This is a genomic window from Roseibium sp., assembly GCF_048261595.1.
Lineage (GTDB): Bacteria > Pseudomonadota > Alphaproteobacteria > Rhizobiales > Stappiaceae > Roseibium.
Window position 1 is genome coordinate 1211305 of the sequence record NZ_JBLXFW010000001.1, and the last position, 26827, is coordinate 1238131.

Consider the following 26827-nt stretch of genomic DNA (forward strand, 5'->3'; position numbering starts at 1 on the left):
ACGTCGTTGCCATCAGGGACGCAGTAACCGCGATTTCATGACGCCTGGCGTGTCAGCTCTTTTCCTGGCTGCTGCGGAACTCCGCCAGCTCCGCTCTCAGCGCACGAACTTCGGCCAGGATATGCTCGGCCTCGGTATGGATCGCCTTCCTGTCCTCGTCGGCGGTGTGTTCATGCTCCTCCTGCATCGCCGAGACGATGATACCGATGAAGAGGTTCAGCACCGTGAAGGCCGTCGACAGGATGAAGGGCACGAAGAACAGCCAGGCGTTCGGATAGACTTCCATCACCGGGCGCACGATGCCCATGGACCAGCTTTCCAGGGTCATGACCTGGAACAGCGTGTAGACCGAATGCGCGAGCGTTCCGAACCATTCGGGGAAGGCTTCGCCGTAAAGCTTGGTCGCCATGACGCCAAAGACGTAGAAGACCAGCGCCATCAGGACGACGATAGAGCCCATGCCCGGCAGGGCCGAGATCAGTCCACCGATCACGCGGCGAAGAGAGGGCACAACGGAAATGAGGCGCAAGACGCGCAGGATCCTGAGCGCACGCAGGACTGCGAAAGGACCGCTCGCCGGGACCAGCGCGATCGACACGATGGCGAAGTCGAACAGGCTCCATGGGTCCTTGAAGAAGCGCAACCCGTAGGCGTAGATCCTGAGGGCGATCTCGACCGCAAAAATGGCAAGGATCACGCTGTCGATGGTGGTCAGCAGTCCGCCGGCATAGGCCATGGCGGTCTGCGACGTTTCGAGCCCCAGTGTGATCGCATTGACGACAATGATCGCGACGATGACCATTTCCCACTGCCGCGATGAAATGAGCGTCCTGAGCCTGTCCCGCATGATCCTCTCGTATGCTGCCTTGGGATAGAAATCGAGGGCGAAGTGTTTGCCCGGCCGGAAGATGGCAACTTGGGCGTCCCAGCGCAAGAGCACGGCAGGTGAGGAGAACACGGCGGGCGCAGTATATCGCGCTTGACAGCCGCTGCCGCCGGGCGCAGAAAAGTCGCGTTGCGCGCCTCGGCGGGTGTAGCTCAATGGTAGAGCAGAAGCTTCCCAAGCTTAAGACGAGGGTTCGATTCCCTTCACCCGCTCCAGTATGACTGCTTGCTGGCGCTATCGCCCTTTGGGCTGCTTGAGCGCTTGATGTTTCTTTGCGCTATCGCCCTTCGGGCTGCTTGAGCGCAGTACCCTTTCTCTTGTTCGGCTGAAGCCAGTCAGCCTCAACGCGAACGCCTGTGGCGTGACAGACCGTGCTCCGTCTTGTTCCAGGCATAGGGCGTGAAGATGAATTCCCGCACAGCCCGGTAGAACGCGATGCTCGTGCAGATCCAGTAGACGGGCAGCAGAGCGATGTCGAGGATGCCGGGCCTGTAGCCCCTCCGTCGCCCGGCGATGACTGTCGCAAAGGCAGTGCCGACATAGCCGACCAGCGCGGCCAAGAGGCAGCCCCCCAGAAAAAGGTCGTCGGCGATGCCGGGATCGACGCGCCAGGGCCAAAGGCCCGCAAGATAGCCGGCCGCTGCAAGCATGATGAAAGGATGCAGCGCCATCATGAAGAAGCTGCCCATGATCATCAAGAGCACAGCCGCCATTCGTGCAGCTCCAACCTCGCGGAATGTCCGCCCCGGGTTGCGCATATGGACAAAGAGCGTCTGCAGCCAGCCCTTGTACCACCGCGCTCTCTGGGACACCCAGGCAGGCCATGTGATCGGCGCCTCTTCATAGGTCGAGCTTGGCAGCACTCCGGCAAGGTAGCCGAACCGGGCCAGGCGAATGCCCAGGTCCGCGTCCTCCGTGACATTGTACTTGTCCCAGCCGCCGATACGCTCAAGCACCGAGCGCTTGAAGTGGTTCGAGGTTCCGCCGAGCGGAAACGGCCAGCTTTTCAGGTGGAACCAGGGGATCATCTGATCGAACAGGCAGGCATATTCGAGGGCGAACTGCCGGGAAAAGAAGCTCTCCTGGCAATTGTCGATGGCAAGCCGGGCCTGCAGGCAGGCAAGGTTTTCAGGTCCGAGCGTGAAGAACAGCGCCGCTTTCTTCAACTGGTCCGGTTGCGGCAGGTCTTCTGCATCGAAGACCGTGACGTATTTGCCCTTGGCGGCCTGAAGGCCAAAGGCAAGGGCCCGGGGCTTGGTCTTGGGAAACCCATCCGGGACGATGACGACTTCCATATGGCTGTCGAGCCGGCCCATGAATGCCTGGCGGGTTTCAACATCATCCCGTTCCAGCAGGAACCGGATTTCCAGCCTGTCGCGCGGATAGTCGATCGAGCGCATCGCCGCCAGCAGGTCCGGGACAATTCGGGCCTCGCGATAGAGCGGCACCAATACCGTGTAGGCCGGCCAGAGGATCTCCGCCGATCCAAGCGCATCGGGCAGTTTCATGTCGATCGCTTCGGTTCGGGTCTGCCGCGTGCTTTCAAGACGCGCGAGACCACTGACCAGACAAGCCGCGGCAAAGACGAGGAACAGTCCATACAGCAACCAGGCCCCCGGGATCAGAAAGCCGGCGAAAAAGGCGAGCGCCACGCCCGCCATCGTCGCGAGTTGCACCCGCGACAGTCGCTGGCGGGCGCTGAACTCGGGAAAGCGGGATTCCAGATCCCCTGCCGGCGACTTGAGAACCGTGACCGCCTGACGGATGGCACTGGGTGTTGCAATCCTGATCTGGCCTGCGAGCGAGGGAAAGCGGGCAAGATGCGCCTTAACCGAGGCAAACTGACCGTACTCGGGCGCAATCACGTAGTGAGGCCTGGAGGCGCTGACGCCGACCAGCAACGGACCATTCGCGAGGCTGCCGAAGCCAAGCGGGATATTGTTGACGCTCTGGGGCCTGAAACCCATCTCCGGGACGAAGGGAACACTGCAATGTTCGGCAAGGGCGCTGTAGACCGTTGCCTCACTGACGATCGCCTCGGAAACAAGGTATTCCGATACCGGGACCCCCATTCTGGCGGCTTCATCAATGGCGCACTGCAGGACGCTGGATGCGATGCCGCGCTGGCGCAAAATCTCCAACTCGCCTGGATAGGACTCTTGCACTACCATACCCCCCGAGTCGACAGGTGGCAGCGCATGCACAAGCGAGTACCTAGCCAAGAATGCACTTGAGTACGCGCCTGCCCCCATATCCCCGCGGAGCATTTGGTCACATCGCGATTATGCAATCAACAGTTTTATATATTGCAGCAATCATACTCATGATTGCATTTCCGCACCCCTCCCGTTCGCAGGACGCAACGGCCACGCCGGTGATCCCGAATTTCTGGGATCAGAAAGCCGTCAGCGATCGGCCGGGAAATTTTCCGGAGAAGATCCAGTTTCTGGCGACGGACGGCTTTCCGCCCTTCGTGTTTCGCGACCCCAGCGGCCGCCTGACCGGCTTCAACGTCGACCTTTCACGCGCAATCTGCGTCGAGCTTGGCAGCTCGTGTTCGCTCCGGATCAAGGATTTCGAGGCGCTCGTTCCTGCGCTGATCGAAGAAGAGGGCGATGCCATCATCTCCGGCCTGGCTCCGTCGAAAGACCTGAATGAAAGCCTGCGTTTTTCAGACGACTACCTGAAGCTTCCGGCCCGTTTCGTGGTTCGCCGTGATAACGGCTTCACGTTCAACGAGAACGCATTGTCCGGCGTGCGGGTCGCCGTGGAAGCCGGCTCGCGTCACGAGGCCTTTGCCATGACCTTCTGGCCTGAAGCGCTTCTCCTGACCTACCCGTCGGCCAGCGAAGCGAGAGCGGCGTTGATGAATGGCAATGCCGACGCCCACTTCGGCGACGGCATGTCCTTGTCCTTCTTTCTGAGTGGCGAAGCCGCAAATGGCTGCTGCGAATTTGCCGGCGGCCCCTGGCTGGAGCCGGGTTATTTCGGCACGGGCCTGTCGATCGCGTTCCGCAAGCAGGACACAGACCGGGCGGAAGCCATCGACTATGCGCTGCGCTCGCTTGCCCAGAAAGGCACGTTCAAGGAACTGTACCTGCGCTACTTCCCGATCAGTTTCTATTGATCGGCATCGGACGCGGGGCCACGCCGCGTGGCAAGTGGGCGGAAGGGCAGGACAAGGCTCCAGGACAATCTGCGCGCGCCGCGGGACATGTCTTCGGATAGACCTATTGTCATGCCGAGATGCCCCTTCTCGGGCTGAGCCGTATAGGTTCGGAAGATGCGGTCCCAGATGGCAAGATTGAAGCCATAGTTGCTGTCGGTTTCAGAAGGCTTGGCCGAGTGGTGTACCCGGTGCATGTCCGGCGTCACGATCACGAGCCTCAAGCCCCGATCCAGCCATTGCGGCAGAGCGGCATTGGCATGATTGAACATGGCAGCGCCGTTGAGCACGATTTCGAACACGAGGACCGCCTCCACCGGAGCACCGAGACCGAGGATCACCAGCCCTTTCCAGAGAAACGACAGCAGGATTTCGATGGGATGAAACCTCAGTGCCGTCGTGACATCCACGTCGCCATCGGCGTGGTGGACCTGGTGGATGCGCCAGAGGACGGGGATCTTGTGCGCGGCAAGGTGCTGAAACCAGACGGCAAAATCCAGTACGAGGAAGGCTGCGACACCGGCAAGCGCCCCGGTCCAGTTCTGCCAGTCCAGCAGGTTGAGGAGACCGAAGCCGTTCTCACTCGCCCACAAGGCCAGTCCGACACCGCCGATCGGGAACAGAAGCCGGACCAGCAGCGCATCCAGAATGACAATCGCCCAGTTGGTCGGCCAGCGCGACAGGCGACCGACCGACAGATCCCGGCGCGGTAGAAGAAGTTCGATGGCCGCCATCGTCACGAAGATGCCGCCGAAGAAAAGCAGCCGAAGCGTACCCGGATCAATGTCGTTCATGCGTTGCGTCTCCACCGGCACCATTGCGGTCGGACGCAAAACATATTACGTCCGGCAACCTTGCAGACAGAATGTATGCCAGTTTTCCTTCAAGCCAAGTTGAGACGGATCACCGCACCATGACAGACTTCCTCTGGAGTAAACCGGAGACGCCAGCCGTCGCGACGCTGCTTTTGGCCCATGGCGCGGGAGCTGCCATGGACTCTACCTTCATGAACAAGCTCGCTGCCGCACTTTGCGCGCAAGGGATACAGGTCGCTCGCTTCGAGTTCGCTTATATGGCTGGCCGCCGCACCGGCGGACCGAAGAAACCGCCACCGAAGGCCGACAAGCTGATTGGGGAATTCCAGACCGCCCTGCAGAAAGTCATGAAAGACTGTGACGGGCCGCTTCTGATCGGCGGCAAGTCGATGGGCGGGCGTATCGCGGCGATGCTGGCGGGTGGCTCTTCCCTGCCCTCACGGGTAAAGGGCGTTGCCTGTTTCGGTTACCCGTTCCATCCGACCGGCAAGCCGGAAGCCGAATGGCGCATGGAACCCCTTCTGGAGGCAAAGCGTCCCGTGCAGATCCTGCAGGGCGACCGGGATCCCTTCGGTTTCCAGGCCGAACTCGACGCCATCTCCCTGCCCTCTCATGTTGCCCTTCATTATCTTGAAGACGGCAACCATGACTTCGGGCCACGCGGCAAGTCGCCCGCGACCCTCGACGGAAACATTTCCGAAGCGGCAAAGACCGTCGCTGAATTCGCCTCGAGACTGGCCTGACAATCAACCGCTGCCGCCGAAATGTTATTCGGCGGCAGTCAGGTCCGTTGAGGTCCGGTGGTCCGGCTCTGGCGGACGACGACGCAAGAGGATCAGCCCCGAAATATCGTCGCCGATCTTCAAAAGCGCGGGCACCATCATCAGGACCAGCACGGTTGCCGTTCCCAGACCGAACACGATGGTGATCGCCATCGGCAGCAGAAACTGGGCCTGAAGACTGCTTTCGAACATCAGCGGCAGAAGGCCGCCGATGGTCGTCAGCGACGTCAGGAACACGGCGCGCAGGCGGTCACAGCTCGCCAGGATCGCCGAGGAAGTGACATCCTTGCCTTCCTGCCGCCGCTCCTCGAAACGGGCGACGAGAATGATGGAGTTGTTGACCAGGATACCGGCGAGCCCCAGCAGGCCGATCAGGCTCAGGATCGTGATGTTGAAGCCCATCACATAGTGACCGGTGATCGCCCCGACGATGCCGAAGGGGATGATCGACATGACGATGATCGGACGCGAGTAGCTCGCGAAGATTGCCGCCAGGATGATGTAGATCCCGGCGACTGCCATGGCGACGCCGGTCATAAGGTCACTGAAGGCATTCGACTGTTCCTCCGCCTTGCCCGCGAAGGAATAGGTCAGGCCGTATTTGTCCGCCAATGCCGGCAGATAGGCCTTGCTCAGCTCCTGGATGATCTCGTTGTTGGACGTGACGGTGCTGTCCACGTCGGCGACAACCGTAACCACAGTCTTGCCGTCGCGGCGCAGGATCACCGAGAAGCCCTGCGTATCCGTGAGATCGACAACCTCGGTCAGAGGCACGAATTCTCCCGCATTTGTGCGCAGGCTCATGCGGCGGAGAATTTCGCTGCCACCGTCCTCGAGTTGCTGGCGCACACGCAGGGTGACTTCCTCGTCGCCTTCGGCAAATCGGCGGGCGATCTTGCCCTCGAAGGCGTTACGGATCTGGCGCGCGGCGCTTTCAACGGTGAAGCCCAGCGCCCGCCCGCGCGGTGTCAGTTCGATCAGAAGTTCCGGCTTGCCATAGGGAAGATCATCCGTAACACCGCTGGTGCCCGGGAAGCCCGAGAGTTCTTCCTGCAATTCGAGAGCTGCCGCCTTCATGTCCTGCAGCGAGGCCCCGGTCAGGCGGATATCAAGGTCGCGGCCCGGAGGTCCGCGCCGGGATTCCGCGATGGCGATGCGGGATGCGCCTGCGATCTCCGGCACTTCCTTGCGCCATGCGCGAACGACTTCCGGCGTACGGATGGTGCGTTCTTCTGATGGTGTCAGCTGCACGCTGATCTCGGCGACGTTATCGCCGCGGTTGTTGCCGCTGCGACCCAGGGTGACGTAGCTCGCGACGGTCAGCTTCTGATCCAGGCCTTCGGTCAGTTTCGCTTCTGCCGTCCTCAGAGCAGCCTCGATCTTCCGGACACCTTCGATGGCATCTGCTTCGGGTATCCCGGCATGGAAGAAGATGGAAGCCGACAGGTTCTCAGCTTCCGGAGAGGGGAAGAAGGTGAAGCCGACCCGGCCGCCGCGCATCAGGCCTGTCGCAAGGATGAGACAGGCGATCGCAAGAGCGAAGGTCACATAGCGCCAGCTTACCGCTATGCCGACCAGCCCCTTGAAAGGGTTGTCGCGGATCCAGTCGAAACCGGTATCGAAGCCCCTGCGGAACCAGCCCGGACGATTGTCGGGATTGCGCCGCTGACCACGCATGCGCAGAAGCTGCAGCAGAGCTTCAATGAAGACCGCCACGGCAAAACAGCCAAGGATCAGGACGATCTCGAAACGGAAAACGCCAAGCGTCCCGTGCAGACCGCGCATCGGAACCGCAAGAAAATCGAGATAGGGCGGCACCGCCAGATCCGGCTGGCTCGCCAGACCCGACAGGAACAGCGCCGGGGCTCCGGCAAGGACGACGACCCGCCACCATGTCCAGCCCGGTTTGCTGCCGAGCGAATGCGCCAGGTGTCCGGGCAGGATGAAAAAACACTCCACCAGCGACGCGATCACCACAGAGACGACGACCACCGGCAAGGTGCCCATGATCTGGCCGAGCACATCTCCGACCAGCAGGATCGGCAGGAAGGCGGCAACCGTTGTGGCGCCGGCGGCAAGCACAGGCGCCAGCATGGAATTTGCACCATTGATCGCGGCCTCGTCCGGGCTGTCGCCCATGGACAGGCGGGTCGCCGTATGTTCGCCGACAACGATGGCGTCGTCGACAATCACGCCAAGCATCATGATCAGGGCAAAGAGCGAGATCATGTTGATGCTCTCGCCCGCGAGCCACATGATGCCCAGGGTCGCCATCATCGCCACGGGAATGCCCATTGCCACCCACAGCGCAATACGGGCATTGAGGAACAGGAACAGGATCGCGACGACAAGCACGAGGCCCGAGAGGCCGTTGTCCAGCAACAGGGTGATACGGCCCTTCACGGCATCCGCGCGCACATCGTATTTCAGGATTTCGAGCGTTGGCGGAAGCTGCGGCGTGATCTCGTCAAGATAGGCATCGAGGATCGCGGCCGCCTTGAGGGTATCGGTCGCCTCGACGCGCTTGACCTGGATTTCGATGGCACGGTCGCCGTCGGAAAAGCCTTGCAGGGCGCTACTGTCGTAGTCGCGGAAGACCCGGCCGATATCGGCAATGGTCGTCTTCTCGCCCGACGCAAGGGATTTGACCTCGATATTGCCGAGGTTGTCGGCGGAGCGGCTCTCGGCCATGGCGCGGATCTGGCGCTCGACCGACCCGTCGAGGCTGCCGGCCGGAACGTCTGCCGTGTTCTCATCGACGAGATCGGAGATCTGGCTGACAGTCAGATCCAGCCGGCGCAGTTCACGCTCGGGGATCTCGACGACATATTCCGGGGCCCGGTAACCGCCAAGTTCGACCTTGTCGATGCCGCGCGCCAGCAGGTCGTCACGGATCTGACGGGCGAAGGTCTTCAGGGCCCGTTCGGAAAAGGGGCCGCGAATGGCGAGCGTTGCAACGCTGTCGGTAAAGGCGGAGGCCGTGATGACCGGCGTCTCGGCGTCCTGGGGCAAGGTCGTCACGCCGGAGACGGCCTTTTCGACGTCCGACAATGCGGTCTGCATGTCGGTGCCTTCGAGGAACTCCATCATGATCGTGGCCGCGCCCTCGCGGCCATAGGACACGATCTCGTCCAGTCCGTCGATGAACCGCAGCTCCGGTTCCAGAACCTCCAGGACGTTGGAGACAACGTCCTCCGCACTGGCACCAGACCAGCTCACAGAGACCGTGATGCGGTCGCTCTTTACCGTCGGGAAGAACTGGGTGTTGAGCTTGGACAGGCCGAAGGCGCCGAAGAGCACCATGATGACCATGATCAGGTTGGCCGCATTGGGATGGCGGACGACCGTCTGGAGGAACCCTCTGGGTTCGGCGCGCAGCGGCATGGCTTATTCCTTCCCGCCTGATACGGCCGCCGGAGCATTCCCGGCAGGTTGTGCAGGCTCCTCCGCAGGCTGGCCTATCGGGCGGATCAGCAGGCCGCTACCAGCTTCGGGAATGCGGGTGGACAGGACGCTGTCGCCATCGTTGAGGCCACCTTCCACGATGATCGACCCGGCATCGAAAGCAAGCGCCTTGACCTCACGTTCCTCAAGACGGTTTTCGGCGGTGACCACATAGACACGGCCTTCGCCATAAAACGCGGTTTCGGGAATGCTGAAGCTGTTCGCGTAGGTGCGGTCCGGCACGCGGACCTCGACAAAGGCACCGGGACGCAGCGGCGTCTCGCTGGGCGACGTCTCGATGCGGGCATAGACATCGACACCGCCGCGCGTGCTTGCCACATCTGCGCCGACACGGTCGATCACCGCGGAATAGACAATGGGCTGATTACCGAGATACCAGAGGATCTCCACTTCACGTCCGACTACGCTGCCGCTTTCTGCAACGAGGCGGCCATACTGGTTGTCGGAGAGGGTGAAGCGCGCTTCCAGTTCATCGCGGCTGTAGATCGAGGCAACCACGTCATTGGCGTTGATCAGGCGGCCAACCTGGGCGGCTTCGGAGCGCACGACTGCGTCGAAGGGCGCCTTCAGAACCGTATTGGAGAGTTGGCGCCGCGCATCTTCCTCCCGCCACTCCAGGCGCTTGATGACAGCGTCCTGCTGAACGACTTTCGCCTCTTCGAGGGCAAGGTTGTTGCGGGCCTGTTCCAGGGTCTGCTGGCGCTGTGAGACAAGCAGCTTGCGCTCGTCCACCGTGCGTTCGGTGACCGAACCTCGCGTGAGAAGGTCCTGCGCGCGCTCCAGATCCTTCTGGGCAAAGTCCAACTGCTCCTGGGCGCGGGTGACATTCGCGCTCTGAAGTTCGACACGGCCCCGGCTTTCCACGAGGGCGGCACGAGCCTCTGCCAAGTTGGCGGTCGCCTCGGTCACCGCGCCTTCATACTCGAACCGGTCGATGGCGATCAGCTCGTCGCCCTTGGCGACAATTCCCCCGGCCTTGAGCTCGGGATTGACCGAAACGACCTCACCGGCAACCAGCGCCCTCAGATCGACCTGGCGGCCTGCGGTGACTTCACCATAGACGTTGATGACCGGGGTGTTGTCGCCGATCGTGACTGTCACGATGTCGGCGGCATAGGACTTTTCCGTCACCGGGCGTTTGGGAACGTCCGGCTTGGTGCTGATCAGGTAGTTCATGCCCTTGAAGGCACCGAAGAGCACGATGAGTGCGAGGACGGTTTGAAGGATGACCTTGGCGAGCAGCTTGGCGCGTCCGACGGTCGTCTTGCGTTCGCGCGGCGGCACGAACTCGACTGGAACGGATTTCTCGCTCTCGGGCTTATCGACAGACTGCAACATGAGGATCCTTCGGGACGCACCAATTTGCGCGCATCGCCTCAGGCCGGAGCCGCGGATGTGCTCCTATCCCGGTTTTGCGCGCTGCAACACTACTCAGTATACTCCTAAGCATGCGCGCAAGATCATTGGCAAGTGCCGTTTTGTGTCGTCACGTCGCAGACTTAATGTCCTGCAACATTCAGATACATTTCGGACTACCGGATGTGCTGCTGGTCAGTCAGCGTCGAACTCGTAGGCCGTGCTGCAGAACTCGCATTTGACGACGATCTTGTCGTCGACCTTCATGTCCTCGACTTCCTCGGCCTTGAAGGTGGTGAGGATGCCCTCGACCTTTGCACGCGAGCAGCGGCACTGGTCCTTGATCGGCTGCGGGTCGAACAGACGCACGCCGCGCTCATGGAAGAGGCGGAACAACAGACGCTCGACCGTCACGTCCGGATCGATCAGCTCGTCGTCCTTGACGGTTTCGACCAGAGCCTTGGCCTCGACCCAGGCATCATCCTCGTCAACATGATGGCCGGAGGTGCCTTCCGGGGCATCGCCCGGATGCAGGTCGGCCTGACGCATGCGGTCGGGCGCCTCGGGAAGGAATTGCACCAGCACGCCGCCCGCAGTCCAGCGGTGGCTCGGGCCATCGCCTTCGGATCGGGTCAGAACTTCACCAACGGCCAGGCGTACCTCGGTCGGGATCTGCTCGGAACGGGCAAAGTAGCGCCGCGCGACTTCCTCAAACGAGATGCCATCCAGCTCGACAAGGCCCTGGTACCGCTGCATGTGCCGACCTTGGTCGACGGTCATCGCCAGGTGGCCGCGGCCGAGCAGTTTTTCTGGCGTTGCCTCACCAGCTTCGCTCAATGCATTGACCTGATCGGCGTCGAAGCTGGCACAGGCACGGATCGCATCCGGCGAGGTGAAATCCACCACCAGCATGGAAACCGGACCGTCGCTCTGTGTCTGCAGGGTGAAGCGGCCGTCGAACTTCAGCGAAGTGCCCAGAAGGCTGGTCAGCGCAATAGCTTCGGCCAGAAGACGCGAAACGGGTTCGGGATAGTCATGACGCTCCAGAATGCGGTCGACGACAGGGCCGAGCGCAATCGCCCGGCCGCGTACGTCGAGCCCTTCCACAGCGAAGGGGCGCACGGCGTCCTGCCCTGCGGGGGCAACGCCGTAATCCTCGATATTGAATGCCACGCTTTTAAGCCTTTCACACCGCGCCGAAACACCAGGCAAGAATGCCTTTCTGGGCGTGCAGGCGGTTTTCCGCCTCGTCGAAGACCACCGAGTTCGGGCCGTCCATGACTTCGGAAGTGACTTCCTCGCCGCGGTGGGCGGGCAGGCAGTGCATGAACAGCGCGTCGCCGTTGGCTTCCGACATCAGACGCTTGTTGACCTGATAGGCAGCCAAGAGGTTGTGACGCTGCTCCTCGTCGTCGTCTCCCATGGAGACCCAGCAGTCCGTCACCACGCAATCGGTGCCCTTTACCGCTTCATATGGGTCGTCGGTGACGATAATCGAGCCCCCGTCTGCGCGGGCCTTCTCGATCAGCTCCTTCGGCGGTGCCAGTTCGCCCGGCGTCGCGATGCGGAGTTCGAAGTCGAAGCGCGGAGCTGCATGGACCCAGGACGCCAGAACGTTGTTGCTGTCGCCGGTCCAGGCAACTGACTTGCCCTTGATCGAGCCGCGATGCTCTTCGAAGGTCAAAAGGTCCGCCATGATCTGGCAGGGATGCGAGACCTTGGTCAGCCCATTGATCACGGGAACCGTGGCATTGGCCGCAAGTTCCGTCAGATCCTCGTGGCTGAGGATACGGATCATGACCGCGTCGACGAAACGGGACAGCACCTTTGCGGTGTCGCCAATGGTCTCGCCGCGGCCAAGCTGCATCTCGGCGCCGGTGAGCATCAGCGTCTCGCCGCCGAGTTCGCGCATGCCGACGTCGAAGGAAATGCGGGTACGGGTCGAGGGCTGCTCGAAGATCATCGCCAGCACCTTGCCGGCGAGCGGGCCCTCGCCGCGGCGCACGCCGTTGCGCTCACCCTTCAGACGCTTTGCAGCACCGAGGATGTGGCGCAGCTCGTCGCCTTCGAAGTCGGTAAGGTCGAGAAAATGCCGCGACATGCCGTTGCTGGTCACTCTGCCGCTCCTTCAAGTGTCAATTTCTGTTCAAGCGACAGCGCTGCCGTTTCCAGGCGCGCAACCGCTTCGGAGATTTCCTCTTCGGAAATCGTCAGCGGCGGCATGACGCGCATCACGTTGTCGCCGGCCGGCACGGCCAGAAGGCCGGCTTCACGGGCTGCGCCGACGAATTCGGCGACAGGAACGACGCATTTAAGGCCCAGCATCAGACCGGTTCCGCGCACACTGTCCAGGATCTTCGGATGACTGTCCGCGAGACCGGCCAGCTTCTGCTTGAAGCTGAGGCCCTTCTTCTGGACATCAGCGAGGAAGTCTTCGCCGAGGATCACGTCGAGCACCGCATTGCCGACGGCCATGGCGAGCGGATTGCCGCCGAAGGTCGTGCCATGGGTTCCTGGAACCATTCCGGCAGCCGCCTCTTCGGTGGCAAGGCAGGCGCCCATCGGGAACCCGCCGCCAATACCCTTGGCGATTGCCATGATATCCGGCGTGACACCCGACCATTCATGGGCAAAGAGCTTGCCCGTGCGGCCAACACCCGTCTGGATCTCGTCAAAGATCAGCAGCATGCCTTCATCGTCACAGAGCTTGCGCAGCGCGCGCAGGAATTCCGTCGGGATCTCGCGGATACCGCCCTCGCCCTGCACCGGCTCGATGGCAATGGCTGCGGTCTGCGGCCCGATCACCTTCTTGAGCGCATCCAGATCGCCGGCCGGCACCTGGTCGAACCCGGGAGCCTTGGGGCCGAAGCCTTCAAGATACTTGGCCTGACCACCGGCTGCGATGGTTGCGATCGTGCGGCCATGGAAGGCACCCTCAAAGGTGACGATGTGGAACCGCTCGGGATGGCCACGGTCATACTGATAGCGGCGTGCGGTCTTGATTGCCGCCTCCATCGCCTCCGCACCGGAATTGGTGAAGAACACCTTGTCCGCGAAGGTCGCCGCGCACAGGCGCTCGCCCAGCCGTTCCTGTCCCGGCACCTTGTGCAGGTTGGAAACGTGCCAGAGCTTTTCGGCCTGAGCCTTCAGTTCGGAAACGAGGTGCGGATGGCTGTGGCCGAGAGAATTGACGGCGATGCCGGAACCGCAGTCGAGGAATCGTCGGCCGTCCTTCGTGACGAGCCAGACACCTTCCCCGTGATCGAACTCCAGGCCCGATCTTGCGTATGTTCCAAACAGCGCAGACGCCGACATTTCCTATACTCCTGAAGGAGATCCTTCTCCGTTGAGACCGACACGCGAGGCCGTTTCCGAGGCGGTTGCACCGTGCTCCAAAACGAAACATGCCGCCCGGAGAGGCGGCACGCGCGTATCATTGAGGCTTATACACCCTCTACCCGGTTTGCTGTCAATGCAATTGGCCGGTTTCAGCCAATTCCGCCAACGTTCCCAAGGGGGTGGCTATTCTGGGGAAAAGTGAGTTCATCCCCATCTGAATGCCCCGCCAATCTTGCTTCGACTTTTTCCGATATTGTAGGCTTCAAGCCGTCGGATACGACATCTCGTGCGACAAATCACCTACTGGCACTAGATATGCCACGACTGGCGCGCCTGCGCGTGCCTTAACACCAGGTTAATGCCTCGTGGCTATCGGGCCACAGATAATACGGGGTGCGGCAAATGAGTTGGACGAACGAACGCGTGGAGCTCTTGAAGAAGCTCTGGACCGAAGGCCACAGCGCAAGTCAGATTGCGAACGAGCTTGGCGGCGTCACGCGCAATGCAGTTATCGGCAAGGTGCACCGCCTTGGCCTGTCCGGACGGGCGAAGGCCCCGGCTCCGGCTGCCAAGCCCCGCCGCAGCCGCTCGAGCACCAGCTCTTCGTCCAGCACCCCCAGGGCAGCGGCACAGCCGCAGAGCCAGGGTGCCACGGCACTGAAGATGGAAGCCGCACCGGCACCGGTGGCACAGATCAAGCCCCAGGCCGAACCTGTTGCTGAACTCGTCCCGATGTCCGAGCGTGCGACGATCCTGTCGCTGACCGAGCGCACCTGCAAGTGGCCGATCGGCGATCCGGGCAGCGAAGACTTCTACTTCTGCGGCCGTAACTCCGATCCGGGTGTCCCCTACTGCGCCCATCACTGCAAGATCGCCTACCAGCCGGTCAGCGACCGCCGCCGGGACCGCCGGGCGGCCAACACCGGAACGCTTCCGGCAGCTGCAAGGGTTGCTGCTTCCTGATCGGGAGCAGTCAGAGGCACAAAGACAAAAACCCGCCATTTGGCGGGTTTTTTATTGCGCTGATCCACAAGAGGTAAGCCTCGTCAGCAACCGCGTGGCCATCTTTGGCGATCAGGCGACGGCGAACTGGTCGTTGAACGCGTAGCCGGACCCGCGGACAGTGCGGATCGGATCCTTCGCCTTGCCGCGGTTCAGCGCCTTGCGCAGGCGCCCGACGTGAACGTCGACCGTACGCTCGTCCACATAGACATCATGCCCCCAGACCCCGTCGAGCAACTGCTCGCGGGAGAAGACGCGCCCCGGAGAGGTCATCAGGAACTCCAGCAGGCGAAACTCCGTGGGTCCGAGATGGATTTCCTTGGCGTTTCGACGAACCCGGTGGGTTTCCTTGTCGAGTTCGATATCGCCGGAACGCAGCAGCGAGGATACGACCTCGGGGCTTGCCCGGCGAAGGATGGCCCGCACGCGCGCCATGAGTTCGGGAACGGAGAACGGCTTGACGACATAGTCGTCCGCGCCGGTTGACAGCCCGCGAATGCGCTCGGCCTCTTCACCGCGTGCCGTCAGCATGATCACCGGCAGGCGTTCTGTTTCCTCACGCTGGCGAAGGCGCCGGCACAATTCGATGCCGGACAGGCCCGGCAGCATCCAGTCCAGAAGCAGCAGATCGGGAACGCTTTCCCGCAGGCGGATTTCGGCATCATCGCCGCGGTCGCAAACGTCGACCGTATAGCCTTCGGCTTCCAGATTGTATCTCAGCAGCATGCTGATCGGTTCTTCGTCCTCGACGATCAGGACCTTCGGCATTCCAGTATTCTCCGAGATCTTCCAGGCGTAGCTTCTATTGAGCTCAGCCCTCTTCCGTGTCCGCCACGCCGGTCTCATCCATGCGCGGGCGCTCGTCCATGAGGCGCTCGCCGGTGACCATGTAGTAGACGTTTTCAGCGATGTTGGTGGCGTGATCGCCAATGCGTTCGATGTTCTTCGCGCAGAAGAGCAAATGGGCGCACTGGGTGATGTTGCGCGGATCTTCCATCATGTAGGTCAGCAACTCGCGAAACAGCGACGTGTAGATGGCGTCGACTTCACTGTCGCGGTCACGAACCTTGCGTGCCTCCTCGGCATCGCGGCGGGTATAGGCGTCCAGCACGTCCTTGAGCTGGCTCAGGGCAAGCTCGGTCATGTGCTCGACGCCGATTGCCAGCTTCTTCGACTTCAGATCGCTGTCGATGGCGATGACGCGCTTGGCAACGTTCTTGGCCATGTCGCCGACACGTTCCAGGTCATTTGCGATGCGGCCGGCCGCCATGATCTCGCGCAGGTCCTGGCCCATGGGCTGGCGGCGGGCAATGACGTTGACATTGCGCATCTCGATGTCGAGCAGCAGTTCGTCCAGGCGTGCATCCTTGAGGATCGTGGCCTGTGCCAGTTCCAGGTCCTGGCTGATCAGTGCCGACACCGCATTGGTCACGATGTCCTCGGCGATTCCGCCCATTTCCGCAATCCGGCCGGCAATCGCCGTCAGTTCCTCGTCGTATGCGGATACCGTGTGTTCGCTCATGTGCGTTTCCTTTCCAGCCCCCCGATGGCCATCAGCCGAAGCGGCCCGTGATGTAGTCCTGGGTGCGCTTGTCGTGCGGGTTGGTGAAGATATCCTGCGTGTCGCCCACTTCAACGATGTTGCCGAGGTGGAAGAACGCCGTGCGCTGCGACACGCGTGCCGCCTGCTGCATGGAGTGGGTGACGATCACGATGGTGTAGTTGGCGCGCAGTTCGTCGATCAGTTCCTCGACCTTCGCGGTCGCGATCGGATCGAGCGCCGAACACGGCTCGTCCATCAGGATCACTTCCGGGCTGACCGCGATTGCGCGTGCAATGCAAAGGCGCTGCTGCTGTCCGCCCGAAAGGCCCGTGCCCGGATCATCAAGACGATCCTTGACCTCGTTCCAAAGCCCGGCCTTTTGCAGCGAGGAAGCGACGATCTCGTCGAGTTCGGACTTCTTGCGCGCCAGACCATGGATACGCGGACCATAGGCGATGTTGTCGTAGATCGACTTCGGGAACGGGTTCGGCTTCTGGAACACCATGCCGACCTTTGCGCGCAGCTGCACCGGGTCAACCTTCGGATCGTAGATATCCTCACCGTCGATCAGGATGTCGCCTTCGACGCGGCAGATGTCGATCGTGTCGTTCATGCGGTTGAGGCAGCGCAGGAACGTGGACTTGCCACAGCCCGACGGTCCGATGAACGCCGTTACGGCGCGTGCCTCGACCTCAATGGACACGCCCTTGATGGCGTGGGTGTCACCGTAATAGACGTGGACGTCCTTGGCGGCGATCTTGGTTTCGTTCACGGCTGCGGCCTGGAGACCTGCGGGCATCTGGCTCATTGGTTCGTTTCTTTCCTTACCAGCGGCGCTCGAAGCGGCGGCGTAGCAAAATGGCAATGATGTTCATGGTCATGAGGAACACAAGCAGGATGATGATCCCGCCCCATGCCCGCTCGTAGAAGGCCGGGTCGGCGCGCTTTGCCCATTCATAGATCTGGGCAGGCATGGCCGAGTTCGGTGACATGAAGCCCGCCGCCAATCCGTCCGGGAACTCAGAAGCGATGAAGCCAACCATGCCGATCAGAAGCAGTGGGGCGGTTTCGCCAAGCGCCTGCGCAAGGCCGATGATCGTACCGGTCAGGATGCCAGGCATGGCCAGCGGCAGGACGTGGTGAAACACGGACTGCATCTTCGAGGCACCAATCCCGAGAGCCGCATCACGGATGCTCGGCGGCACCGCCTTCAGCGACGCGCGCGTCGAAATGATGATCGTAGGCAGGGTCATCAGCGTCAGCACCAGGCCACCGACCAGCGGTGCGGACTGAGGCAGATGGGCGAACTGGATGAAAGCCGAAAGACCCAGGATACCGAACACGATGGACGGCACCGCGGCAAGGTTCGAGATATTCACCTCGATCAGGTCGGTAAACCGGTTCTTCGGCGCGAACTCTTCCAGGTAGATCGAGGCGGCAACGCCGATCGGGAGCGACAGGAACAGCACCACCAGCATCATGAAGAAGGAGCCGACCATCGACACGCCGATACCGGCCTGTTCCGGGCGGGAGTCCGAGGCATCGGATCCGAAGACGAAGTCCCAGTTGAAGCGTTTTTCGATCATGCCGCTGTCGCGCAGGCGGTCAACAATATCCAGATGGGCGACATCCAGGTTCTTGTCGTTGACAAGATCCTCGCGCTTCACGCGGCCCTTGAAGTAGCCATCGACACGCGACGAGGCGACGAGATTGAAGGTGGTGTTGCCACCCATGTCCTGCGGATTTGCCAGAACGAAATCGCGCACGGTCGCAGGAGCGCCGGACGACATCATCTTCATCAGATCCTTGTCGTTCATCTCCGTCGCGACGCCATGCGTTGCCATTTCAGCGCGCAAGGCTTCTGTGATCATGTCGCGGTACTTGGACGTCTTGACGATCGACTTTTCCGCCGCCTCGATCTTCGCCTGATCCAGCGGGATCGTGACGGAGACAAAGGTCTGCGAGAAACCGCTCAACCCGTTCGACAGGATCGCGTAGAGAAGTGCGACCAGGAAGAACAGGCCGATGGCGATGGCCGTGACGCCATACATCTTGAAGCGCCACTCGGCCGCATTGCGCTTCTTGGTCAGAGAATCGATCTCCAGAAGCGATTTGGACTTTTTCACCGGGAAACCCTCGGTCTTCGATGTCGCGATAACGTCGGTCATCAGTCGTACTGCTCCCGGTACTTGCGCACGATGTAGAGGGCAAAGACATTCAGGCCCAGCGTGATGATGAAGAGCGTCATGCCGAGCGCGAAGGCAACCAGCGCTTCGGGAGAGGCGAAGTCGGCATCGCCCGTGAGCTGGGAGACGATCTTGGCCGTGACTGTGGTCATCGCCTCGAACGGGTTGAGACTGAGGCGTGCGGCCGCCCCTGCCCCCAGAACCACGATCATCGTTTCACCGATTGCGCGCGAGGCGGCCAACAGGATGGCGCCGACGATGCCCGGCAGTGCTGCGGGAAGAATGACCTGCTTGACCGTTTCGGAATGGGTCGCACCCAGACCGAGGGAGCCGTCGCGCATCGCCTGCGGCACCGCGTTGATGATGTCGTCGGACAGCGAACTTACGAAGGGGATAAGCATGATGCCCATGACGAGGCCCGCGGTCATGACCGCCGTGCCGCCCTTCATCCAGCCAAGCCCCAGCAGGCCGCCCTGTCCGAAGATATCGACCAGCAGCGGTCCGACGGTAAGCAGAGCGAACAGACCGTAGACGATGGTCGGGATGCCGGCGAGAACCTCAAGCAGCGGCTTTGCAACAGCGCGGACCGCCGAACCGGCGTATTCCGACAGGTAGATCGCGGCGAACAGGCCGACCGGAACGGCAACGGCCAGCGCGATCAGCGAAATGTAGAGGGTCGCCCAGATCAGCGGCACGATGCCAAGCTCGGAACCGCCGCCGAAGCTCGGGCTCCAGGTCAGACCGAAGAAGAAGTCTGCCGCCGGGTAGACCTTGAAGAACTCGACTGTGTTGAAGATCAGCGAAAGGGCGATCCCCAGCGTGGTCAGGATGGCAATGGATGCCGCGGCGATGAGAATGCCGAGAACGACCCGCTCGACCGTGTTGCGGGCGCGGAAATCCTTGTGCGAGGCACGAAAGCCGATGACAAAGCCACCGATACCGACAGCCAGAACGAGAACGCTGCGCAGGATCGCGCCGTAGGAAGACATGCCGCGGTAGCGCTGTGCCGCATCCAGCGTTTCTTCCGAAACATCTGAACCGAGGGCGACACCGACCGATCCGAGCAGCGCCCGCACATCCGTTCCGGTGCTGGTCAGAGACCGTGCATCGGCGGCGGACAGGGCGCCTGTCTCGACGGCCATATCAAGACCATCGGCAACACGGCGCACGTCGCTCAGAACCAGGTCGAGGGAGCTTTCGGCAACCGACTCTTCGGAAATGAGCGCCGAGACCGAATTGTTGATCACGACCGGCTGGATGGAGATCCAGAGAAGGAGAACGACGAGGGCCGGGAGCAAGACGCTCAGCGCGGCATTCCAGCCGTAATAGGCCGGGAGGGAATGAAGCTGACGAATATCGCCGCTGGCCGTTCGAAAGGCCCGGCCGCGCCCGGTGACATAGGCAATGGCGGCAAGAGCCAGGATGACAAGAAGAAGAACAGGCAGGGACATCCGACGCTTTTCCGATAAACGGTAAATGGTCGAAGGGGCGGCAAGGCCGCCCCCTCTTGATCACTTTAGCTTAGTTGCTGAGCGTGACTTCGTTTGCAACCGCTTCCTGGGTAGCAGCCAGTTCCGGATCGGAAACCAGGCCGTACTGGGCAAGCGGGCCGTCCGGGCCGGCGAGTTCTTCAGAGACGAAGAACTGAGCGTATTCCTTCAGGCCCGGGATGACACCGATGTGTGCCTTCTTGATGTAGAAGAACAGCGGACGGGAAACCGGATACTCGCCCTTGGCGATGCTCTCGGTGGACGGAACGACGCCAGACATGGTGGCGACCTTCAGCTTGTCGGTGTTGTTCTCGTAGAACGCCAGACCGAAGACGCCGACACCGTTGCTGTTCGCGTCGATGCGAGCCAGGGTCTCGGTGTAGTCGCCGTCAATGTCGACAGACTTGCCGTCGGTACGCACAGCCATACAAGCCTTTTCAGCGTCCTTTTCGGACATGCCGCCGTCGACCATTGCCTTCAGGGCGCCGGTGTCTTCACAGCCCTGAGCCAGGACCTTCTCTTCGAAGACTTCACGGGTGCCGTGCTTGGTGCCCGGGATGAAAGCTGCGATTTCGACAGCCGGAAGTTCGCCGTTGGCGTCAGCCCAGGTGGTGTTCGGGTTGTCAACGAGCTGGCCGTCCTTCAGGACCTTTGCGCCCAGAGCGTTGAACCAATCGGAAGGCGTGAAGGCGTTGAATGCCGGGCCGTCCTTCTGGGAAGCGAAGACGATGCCGTCATAGCCGATGCGGACTTCGATGATGTCCTTGACGCCGGCTTCGGCACAGGCTGCGATTTCCTTGTCCTTGATCTTGCGCGAAGCATTCGCGACGTCGATCGTGTTCTCGCCGACGCCGGCGCAGAACTTCTTCAGGCCAGCAGAAGAACCGCCGGACTCAACGACCGGGGTCGGGAAGTCGGTGTTTTCGCCGAAGGCTTCAGCAACGATGGAAGCGTAGGGCAGAACCGTGGAGGAGCCTGCAACCTGGATCTGGTCGCGAGCCTGAGCGGAACCGGCAACGGCGGTGGCGGCAACTGCCAGAGCAGCGGCGGAAACGAGGGTCTTGAATTTCACTTGACCACTCCCTTTGAATGTCAAGGTTTGTTGTACAGCCGCCCGGCCGTCTTGCCTCGGCGACGGGGCGAACCTAGATCCGATGCATGTGACTTCTATGAAGGTTTCTTATCAGTTTTATGACACTTTAAGGTATTGATTTATATGAATAACATTTACCCGTATCATGCAATCGTGACATTCGCCCCGGCGGATATGTCAAGAAGAATGCGGAATCGGGTTGCTTCCGAACTGCAACCGAGCCCTGTTTGAAGGGCTTGGGGGAAGCCCGCAAACACGCCTTGTCCTTTTCGCGCTTCGCCGCTCAGTTGGTCCCGGTAATATGGGTCTCAAGCTTTGAACGGATGCCGGTGCGGGTTTGCGCGTCCAGAGGGATCAACCCGCGCTGCGCCAGGTAGCCGCCGTCACCCCAGGTCGCTTCGTTTGTAAATTCGCGGAGATAGCCCTCCAGCGCAGGGATCTGAGCGAGGTGCTCTTTCTTGACGTAGAAATAGAGGGGCCTGGAGACAGGATAGGCACCCGAGGCGATGTTGATGAAACTGGGTTCAACACCCTCGATAGATGCCCCTTGAATCTGCGTGGAATTCTGATCGAGGAACGAGTATCCGAAAATGCCAACCGTCATGGGGTTTGCTTCCAGCTTGCCGACGATCAGGTCGTCGTTCTCGCCGGCCTCGATATAGGCGCCGTCCTGACGCAGGTCCGAACAGGAACTGCCGGCAGCCATTGCTGCGCTGGCGCAGCCGACATCCATGACCAGCTCGACAAAGGCATCTCGCGTTCCGGAAGTGGGCGGGGGACCGAACACTTCGATCGGCTCATCGGGCAGATCGGCGGAAATGTCGGACCAGCTCTCGTAGCCGTTTTCAACCATACCCCCGTCAGCCGGAACAATGCGGGACAGGGCAAGAAACAGCTGCTCTCGCGTCAGGTTGAACACGGGGCCGGAACGCGAATTCGCCAGAACGATGCCGTCATAACCGATGATGACCTCGATCGGTGTCACGCCGTTTGCCGTACAGACCTCGCGTTCTTCGGTTTTCATCGGCCGCGAGGCGTTCGTGATATCGGGCGTTGAAGGGCCGGTACCGGCGCAGAACATCCGTATGCCGCCGCCTGTTCCAGTCGATTCCACGACAGGTGTCTTGGCTCCGCTGGCCGCGCCAAAGGTTTCGGCGACCGCAGAGGAAAACGGAAACACGGTCGATGAGCCAACGATCAGGATGCGGTCCCGTGCCTGGCTGGGGAAAGCTGCGAGGCCTGCAAGCGCCAGGACGGAGACGAACAGCTTTGGTTTCATGGCCGGAAGCCTCTCGAATTTCTGAAGTCAACGAAACTGCGAACCTGCTTGGAAGTTCGTAGTTGACCTATTCGTAAAGCGCCATCGCTTCACTTTTGTGACTGAGCGGAACTTTGACCAGACGCCGGTTCAAGCCCGGATCTTCTTCGGAAAATGGACCGTGAAGGTGGCGCCTTCACCTGGAGTGCTTTCGATCTCGAGACGAGCCCGGTGACGATTGAGGATATGCTTGACGATGGCCAATCCGAGGCCTGTCCCCTTCATCGCGCGGCTGGAATCCGCATTGACACGGTAAAAGCGTTCGGTCAGGCGCGGCAGGTGCTCGGCAGGAATACCCTCGCCATAGTCACGGACGGAGAGGTCCCACTGCCCGTTGTCCGCGCCACCGGCTGTCGCATGAACGCCAAGGGTTACCTTGCCGCCGCTGCCGCCATATTTGAGCGCGTTCTCGATCAGGTTTTCGGCGACCTGGATCAGCTCGTCGCGTTCCCCGGTGATGATCGCGCCTGTCTCGGGCATGTCGGTCTCGATGGTGACCCCCATTTCGCGGGCAACCGGGTCAAGCGCATCGCGTGCGTGACCGATGATGTCGACAAGGTCGACCTCGCCAGAGGGTTTCACGTGGGCCTTCAGCTCGATCCGTGACAGGGACAGGATGTCGTCGATCAGGCGGCGCATGCGTCCGGCCTGTTCCTGCATGATTGCAAGGAACCGCTCACGGGCAACCACATCGTCCTTCGCCGGTCCCTGCAGCGTTTCGATGAAGCCTGAAAGGGAGGCAAGTGGCGTGCGCAATTCGTGGCTGGCGTTGGCGACAAAGTCGGTGCGCATACGTTCCAGGCGCCGCTGTTCACTTTGATCCTGAATGACGACCAGCACGAAATCGGGCCGTGTGGCGCTCCCGGGCTCACGCGCAGTACCGGGCATGAAAACCGGAGAAACATAAGCCTCGAACCAGGCTTCGGTCGGAACCTTCTCGGTCCAGCTGATGCGCTCGGCCGTTCCGGACGAACAGACCCGGTCGAACGCTTCCAGAAGCGAGGGAGCCCGCAGGGAAAAGGACAGCGGATCGCCCGGTGTGAGATCTCCGTAGACCTTCAGCGCCGCCTTGTTGATGTAACGGGTGATGCCACGTCCATCGGCCACGAAACAGGGCGAAGGCAACGCATCGACTGTCACCTTCATTCCCGTACCGGGCCACATCCGACGCAATTCGCGCTGCTTGACGACCTCCAGGCGGCGCGAGCGGGTGCGCCGGGGGAAGAGGGCGGCGATAAAAACCATCGACGCGAAGGCTGATCCAGCGACAACGCCGGGAACCGCATAGAAAGCCCAGGCACCGCATGTCAGCACAGCAGCGGCAGCCACCAGCCACCGCGCCTCTCTCAGCCGGCCAAGCGGAGAGCTGGAGGGAAAGGTCGAAGCTTGATGGAGGTCTGTCATGGGCGGGGCGTTTCACACCTTGTAGTCGTTGCGTCTACAACCGTCTGGTTCGACGGCTTACCAATCGCACAAGTCTGCCGCGCACCTTGATAAGTCGGTCGCGGGAGAAGATCAAACGATTGAAGCCGAAGCAGATAGCACATCGACTATGTCAGATAGACGACAGGTCCGCCGGTAGCCCATGTCCGGCAGGATGATGAACGAAGTCAGATGGATTTCGCCGCTTCTTCCAGACGTTTCATGATTGACGGCCAGCCCTCCGGCGAGCACATGAGGTCGTGACAGGCCTGCGCATCATCGCCGTGACGGATGAAATCGGAATGGACGATCTCCACCCGGGTTCCCTCGCCTGCATCGCGCAAGGTGATCATGACCCGGCTGCAGGCGGCGGAATCCATGATCGGCGCGCACCTTGAGGTCAGCTGCCAGGCGAGCCGAACATAGAGCGGTCGCTCAATGGACAGGATCGTGCCCCAGACCTTGCGCTTGCCGGACTGCGAGGTCTCTTCGCAAACGCCACCGGGATGCGGAGCGATGGCTGCCGTTTCGATGACATCGCCGACCGCAGCTGCCGCAATCGGCTGCCACCAGCGCTCGGGGTGGTCCACCAGCAAGGTAAAGACCTTGTCGCGCGGCTTTGGCAGGTAGCATTCGAAGCGGCAAGGTTGGTCGACCGACATGGCAATTCAGTTCCAGATTCTCTCGTTCAACGACGGTGGCGCGGCGACCCGGAACACACATACCGCCCAGTCCCGAATCATAGCCTAAATCCTTTTAATTCGATGAAATCCAATAAACCATGCCCACATCCCTGTGATGGTACTGGAATTTCAGTGACTTTTCCGCCGATCGAATGCACGGCAGGCGACGATGGCCGGACACACGTGCTATGCGAAGGGACGTCACGTCCTCGCGCAGCCCCTGACTGCCGCCAGTGGAGAGAGCCTTGGAGCATAACCGCCAGTTCGATCCGTCCTACGGGATCGCCGTCGAGATTGCCGACGGAATTCGCAGGCTGACCGCGCCCAATCCCGGCCCATTCACCTTCCACGGCACCAATACCTATCTCATAGGCACATCGAAGGTCGCCGTTCTTGATCCCGGTCCTGCGAACGAGGCGCATATCGATACCATCCTCGACGCCTGTGATGGCGCGGCCATCGAGGCAATTCTCGTCAGCCACACACATATGGACCACTCACCGGGCGCAGCTCTCCTGAAAAGGCGGACCGGAGCGCCGGTCATCGGTTGCGGTCCCTATCGCATGGCGCGGGATCTTGGCATTGGCGAGAGCAATCCGATGGATGCAAGCTCCGATCACGCCTATGCGCCGGACCGGCAGCTCGGCGATGGCGAAACCGCCAGCTTGTCCGCAGCGAACTTTCAGGCGATCGAGACACCCGGGCACACGGACAACCATCTCTGTTTTGCGATCGAAGGGTCAGAAATCCTTTTCTCTGCCGACCATGTCATGGCCTGGTCGACATCCATCGTTGCCCCTCCGGACGGCAGCATGCGGGCCTACATGGCCTCGCTCGAGACACTTATGGGGCGCAGCGAGACAACCTATCTGCCCGGACACGGAGCCGAGGTTCGCGATGCCCATGGCTACATGGCCGAATTGAAGGCACACCGGTTGAAGCGTGAAGCCTCTATCCTGTCAGCCCTTGGCCCCACTCCGGCGGCCATACCAGACCTCGTCCTGCGGATCTACGAGGGCCTGGACCCGGTGCTGAGGCCGGCCGCTGCTCTTTCGGTCTTCGCGCACCTTGAAGATCTGGCCGAACGTGGGCTGGTCATGGCAGAGCCAATGACACGGCTCGATGCGCTCTATCGTCTGCCCGGCAGGTGATTGCCGCGCCGATCGGCCTCGCGTCTATTCCTCGATGACGCTGAGGTCTTCGGCGACCGGTTCGTCGGAGCCCTCGACATAGGGCTTGAAGGCTGGCACCGGGATTACAGGAACCTCTTCGAGCGGCTCCGCAGGCTGCAGGCCCGCGGCTTCGATCTCCGTTTCTTCCTCCAGCACTGTCAGGCTTTCGACGTCGCCATAGGTTTGCAGCAGGACTTCGTCCATTTCCCGGTAGAAGGCCCGGATGCGCCCGGCATTGCTGCCAAGATCCTGAAGCGGGTAGCGCGACACCGACCTGATGTCGAAGAGAGCGCCGACCGGATCGGGCCGGATGCGAACGGCGACATCATCAACGAGCCCAAGAATGGGCGAGCGCACCTCGCCCTGGAAACTTGTCGGCGCATCAAGCAGATCGGGCGGCACTTCGGCAACGACCTTCCAGCCGCTGCGGCTGGCGGCGGCAAGTGCGGCAACATGCAGGACTGCCGGCTGGATACGGTACCGGCGCGAGACGATGTCGGAGTTGTCGTGCTCGGGTGCAACCGTTGCCAGACGCTCCATCAGCGGAAGCACCGGCATGTCCTGGCGGCCCGGCGCCCCGGGCGCGGCGATTGCGACGATGCTCGGGGGATCGACAGGATCCGTCGTGACGTCCAGTGCGTTGCCCTGCAGAACCTGGCTGGCGCCGAGCGCGCCTACCGGCAAAAGTGCGACCAGCCCGTAGAACGTTCCGACCACGGCATCGAGCGTTCCCCGCCCGCCCCGCTTCCAGAGATGAACAAGGGCCGTACCGGCGAGCAGGATGGCGGCCAATCCGATCGCCGTTGCGGTCAGGATGGCGAGAATCATCTGGTCGGCTGTCAGGCCGCCGATCCTGTGAAACAGGACGGCCATCAACGCCACAGGCAGGGCAATCGCCCCAACCCTGCGGCTGACCCTGGCAGCTTTCGACCTGTAGAGCGGATAGCGCTTCATGCCTGTTCCGTCCGTCCTCCTTGTCCTCATGCATAGCATCGCACCTAACGGCCCGGAACAAAAAATGCATTCTCTGCCGCATCCACACCGCCGAACGAGCTTCCCAAACGTAACATTCCGTTATCCAATATGATTGGTGCTCGCCCGGTTTGCGG

At 61.4% G+C, this 26827-nt stretch carries 22 protein-coding genes and 1 tRNA gene; 5 read left to right on the forward strand and 18 right to left on the reverse strand.

Going from position 1 to position 26827, the window contains the following annotated elements; all coding sequences use genetic code 11:
• Window positions 1–52: 52 nt before the first annotated feature.
• Window positions 53–847 carry an ion transporter gene (locus ACN0SY_RS05455; protein WP_417685887.1) on the reverse strand — a complete coding sequence of 265 codons (795 nt, stop codon included), beginning with the start codon at window positions 845–847 and terminating at the stop codon, window positions 53–55.
• Between the two features lie 180 nt (window positions 848–1027).
• Between ACN0SY_RS05455 and ACN0SY_RS05460 the strand changes: the two genes are divergently transcribed.
• A tRNA-Gly gene (locus tag ACN0SY_RS05460) sits at window positions 1028–1101 on the forward strand.
• Window positions 1102–1227: 126 nt separating this feature from the next.
• Here the strand turns inward: ACN0SY_RS05460 and ACN0SY_RS05465 are convergent.
• Window positions 1228–3051 (reverse strand): glycosyltransferase family 2 protein, encoded by a 1824-nt coding sequence (locus ACN0SY_RS05465; RefSeq protein ID WP_417685153.1) that lies wholly within the window; start codon window positions 3049–3051, stop codon window positions 1228–1230.
• A 158-nt stretch (window positions 3052–3209) separates the two neighbouring features.
• Between ACN0SY_RS05465 and ACN0SY_RS05470 the strand changes: the two genes are divergently transcribed.
• Window positions 3210–4013, forward strand: a complete 804-nt coding sequence (locus tag ACN0SY_RS05470; protein WP_417685155.1) for a transporter substrate-binding domain-containing protein — start codon at window positions 3210–3212, stop codon at window positions 4011–4013.
• On the opposite strand, the gene ACN0SY_RS05475 is transcribed toward ACN0SY_RS05470, so the two are convergent.
• Window positions 4007–4846, reverse strand: a complete 840-nt coding sequence (locus tag ACN0SY_RS05475) for a sterol desaturase family protein (protein WP_417685157.1) — start codon at window positions 4844–4846, stop codon at window positions 4007–4009. The genes ACN0SY_RS05470 and ACN0SY_RS05475 overlap by 7 nt on opposite strands.
• A gap of 119 nt (window positions 4847–4965) precedes the next feature.
• Here ACN0SY_RS05475 and ACN0SY_RS05480 point away from each other — a divergent pair, with 119 nt between their 5' ends.
• The gene (locus ACN0SY_RS05480; RefSeq protein ID WP_417685158.1) at window positions 4966–5610 is read left to right on the forward strand and encodes an alpha/beta family hydrolase; all 645 of its coding nucleotides are present in this window, start codon (window positions 4966–4968) and stop codon (window positions 5608–5610) included.
• Window positions 5611–5634: 24 nt separating this feature from the next.
• Here the strand turns inward: ACN0SY_RS05480 and ACN0SY_RS05485 are convergent, their stop codons facing one another.
• From ACN0SY_RS05485 to ACN0SY_RS05505, 5 genes are all read right to left on the reverse strand, one after another.
• On the reverse strand, window positions 5635–9033 hold the full coding sequence (locus ACN0SY_RS05485; protein WP_417685160.1) for an efflux RND transporter permease subunit: 3399 nt from the start codon (window positions 9031–9033) through the stop codon (window positions 5635–5637).
• Window positions 9034–9036: 3 nt separating this feature from the next.
• On the reverse strand, window positions 9037–10452 hold the full coding sequence (locus ACN0SY_RS05490; RefSeq protein ID WP_417685162.1) for an efflux RND transporter periplasmic adaptor subunit: 1416 nt from the start codon (window positions 10450–10452) through the stop codon (window positions 9037–9039).
• Between the two features lie 213 nt (window positions 10453–10665).
• Window positions 10666–11643, reverse strand: coding sequence for an Hsp33 family molecular chaperone (locus tag ACN0SY_RS05495; protein WP_417685164.1), 978 nt, complete (start codon window positions 11641–11643; stop codon window positions 10666–10668).
• Window positions 11644–11656: 13 nt separating this feature from the next.
• Window positions 11657–12571, reverse strand: coding sequence for an ornithine carbamoyltransferase (argF, locus tag ACN0SY_RS05500; RefSeq protein ID WP_417685889.1), 915 nt, complete (start codon window positions 12569–12571; stop codon window positions 11657–11659).
• An 11-nt stretch (window positions 12572–12582) separates the two neighbouring features.
• Entirely contained in the window at window positions 12583–13785 is a 1203-nt protein-coding gene (locus ACN0SY_RS05505; RefSeq protein ID WP_417685165.1) for an aspartate aminotransferase family protein, read from the reverse strand.
• A gap of 426 nt (window positions 13786–14211) precedes the next feature.
• Here ACN0SY_RS05505 and ACN0SY_RS05510 point away from each other — a divergent pair, with 426 nt between their 5' ends.
• Window positions 14212–14772 carry a GcrA family cell cycle regulator gene (locus ACN0SY_RS05510; protein WP_417685167.1) on the forward strand — a complete coding sequence of 187 codons (561 nt, stop codon included), beginning with the start codon at window positions 14212–14214 and terminating at the stop codon, window positions 14770–14772.
• A gap of 111 nt (window positions 14773–14883) precedes the next feature.
• Here ACN0SY_RS05510 and phoB read toward each other — a convergent pair whose 3' ends face one another.
• From phoB to ACN0SY_RS05555, 9 genes are all read right to left on the reverse strand, one after another.
• On the reverse strand, window positions 14884–15579 hold the full coding sequence (phoB, locus tag ACN0SY_RS05515; protein WP_417685169.1) for a phosphate regulon transcriptional regulator PhoB: 696 nt from the start codon (window positions 15577–15579) through the stop codon (window positions 14884–14886).
• Window positions 15580–15622: 43 nt separating this feature from the next.
• Window positions 15623–16333 (reverse strand): phosphate signaling complex protein PhoU, encoded by a 711-nt coding sequence (phoU, locus tag ACN0SY_RS05520; RefSeq protein ID WP_417685171.1) that lies wholly within the window; start codon window positions 16331–16333, stop codon window positions 15623–15625.
• A 31-nt stretch (window positions 16334–16364) separates the two neighbouring features.
• Window positions 16365–17153 (reverse strand): phosphate ABC transporter ATP-binding protein PstB, encoded by a 789-nt coding sequence (gene pstB, locus ACN0SY_RS05525; protein ID WP_417685891.1) that lies wholly within the window; start codon window positions 17151–17153, stop codon window positions 16365–16367.
• Window positions 17154–17178: 25 nt separating this feature from the next.
• Window positions 17179–18522, reverse strand: coding sequence for a phosphate ABC transporter permease PstA (gene pstA, locus ACN0SY_RS05530; protein ID WP_417685173.1), 1344 nt, complete (start codon window positions 18520–18522; stop codon window positions 17179–17181).
• On the reverse strand, window positions 18522–19991 hold the full coding sequence (pstC, locus tag ACN0SY_RS05535; RefSeq protein WP_417685175.1) for a phosphate ABC transporter permease subunit PstC: 1470 nt from the start codon (window positions 19989–19991) through the stop codon (window positions 18522–18524). Before pstC ends, pstA begins: the two co-directional genes overlap by 1 nt.
• Window positions 19992–20061: 70 nt before the next feature.
• On the reverse strand, window positions 20062–21102 hold the full coding sequence (locus tag ACN0SY_RS05540) for a substrate-binding domain-containing protein (RefSeq protein ID WP_417685177.1): 1041 nt from the start codon (window positions 21100–21102) through the stop codon (window positions 20062–20064).
• Window positions 21103–21406: 304 nt separating this feature from the next.
• The gene (locus ACN0SY_RS05545) at window positions 21407–22402 is read right to left on the reverse strand and encodes a substrate-binding domain-containing protein (RefSeq protein ID WP_417685178.1); all 996 of its coding nucleotides are present in this window, start codon (window positions 22400–22402) and stop codon (window positions 21407–21409) included.
• Window positions 22403–22531: 129 nt separating this feature from the next.
• Window positions 22532–23845 carry an ATP-binding protein gene (locus ACN0SY_RS05550; protein ID WP_417685180.1) on the reverse strand — a complete coding sequence of 438 codons (1314 nt, stop codon included), beginning with the start codon at window positions 23843–23845 and terminating at the stop codon, window positions 22532–22534.
• A 206-nt stretch (window positions 23846–24051) separates the two neighbouring features.
• The gene (locus ACN0SY_RS05555; RefSeq protein ID WP_417685182.1) at window positions 24052–24525 is read right to left on the reverse strand and encodes an SRPBCC domain-containing protein; all 474 of its coding nucleotides are present in this window, start codon (window positions 24523–24525) and stop codon (window positions 24052–24054) included.
• A gap of 266 nt (window positions 24526–24791) precedes the next feature.
• On the opposite strand from ACN0SY_RS05555, the gene ACN0SY_RS05560 reads away from it, so the two are divergent.
• Entirely contained in the window at window positions 24792–25697 is a 906-nt protein-coding gene (locus ACN0SY_RS05560; protein WP_417685184.1) for an MBL fold metallo-hydrolase, read from the forward strand.
• Window positions 25698–25721: 24 nt separating this feature from the next.
• Here the strand turns inward: ACN0SY_RS05560 and ACN0SY_RS05565 are convergent, their stop codons facing one another.
• Entirely contained in the window at window positions 25722–26672 is a 951-nt protein-coding gene (locus ACN0SY_RS05565) for a DUF1499 domain-containing protein (protein ID WP_417685186.1), read from the reverse strand.
• Window positions 26673–26827 lie beyond the last annotated feature (155 nt).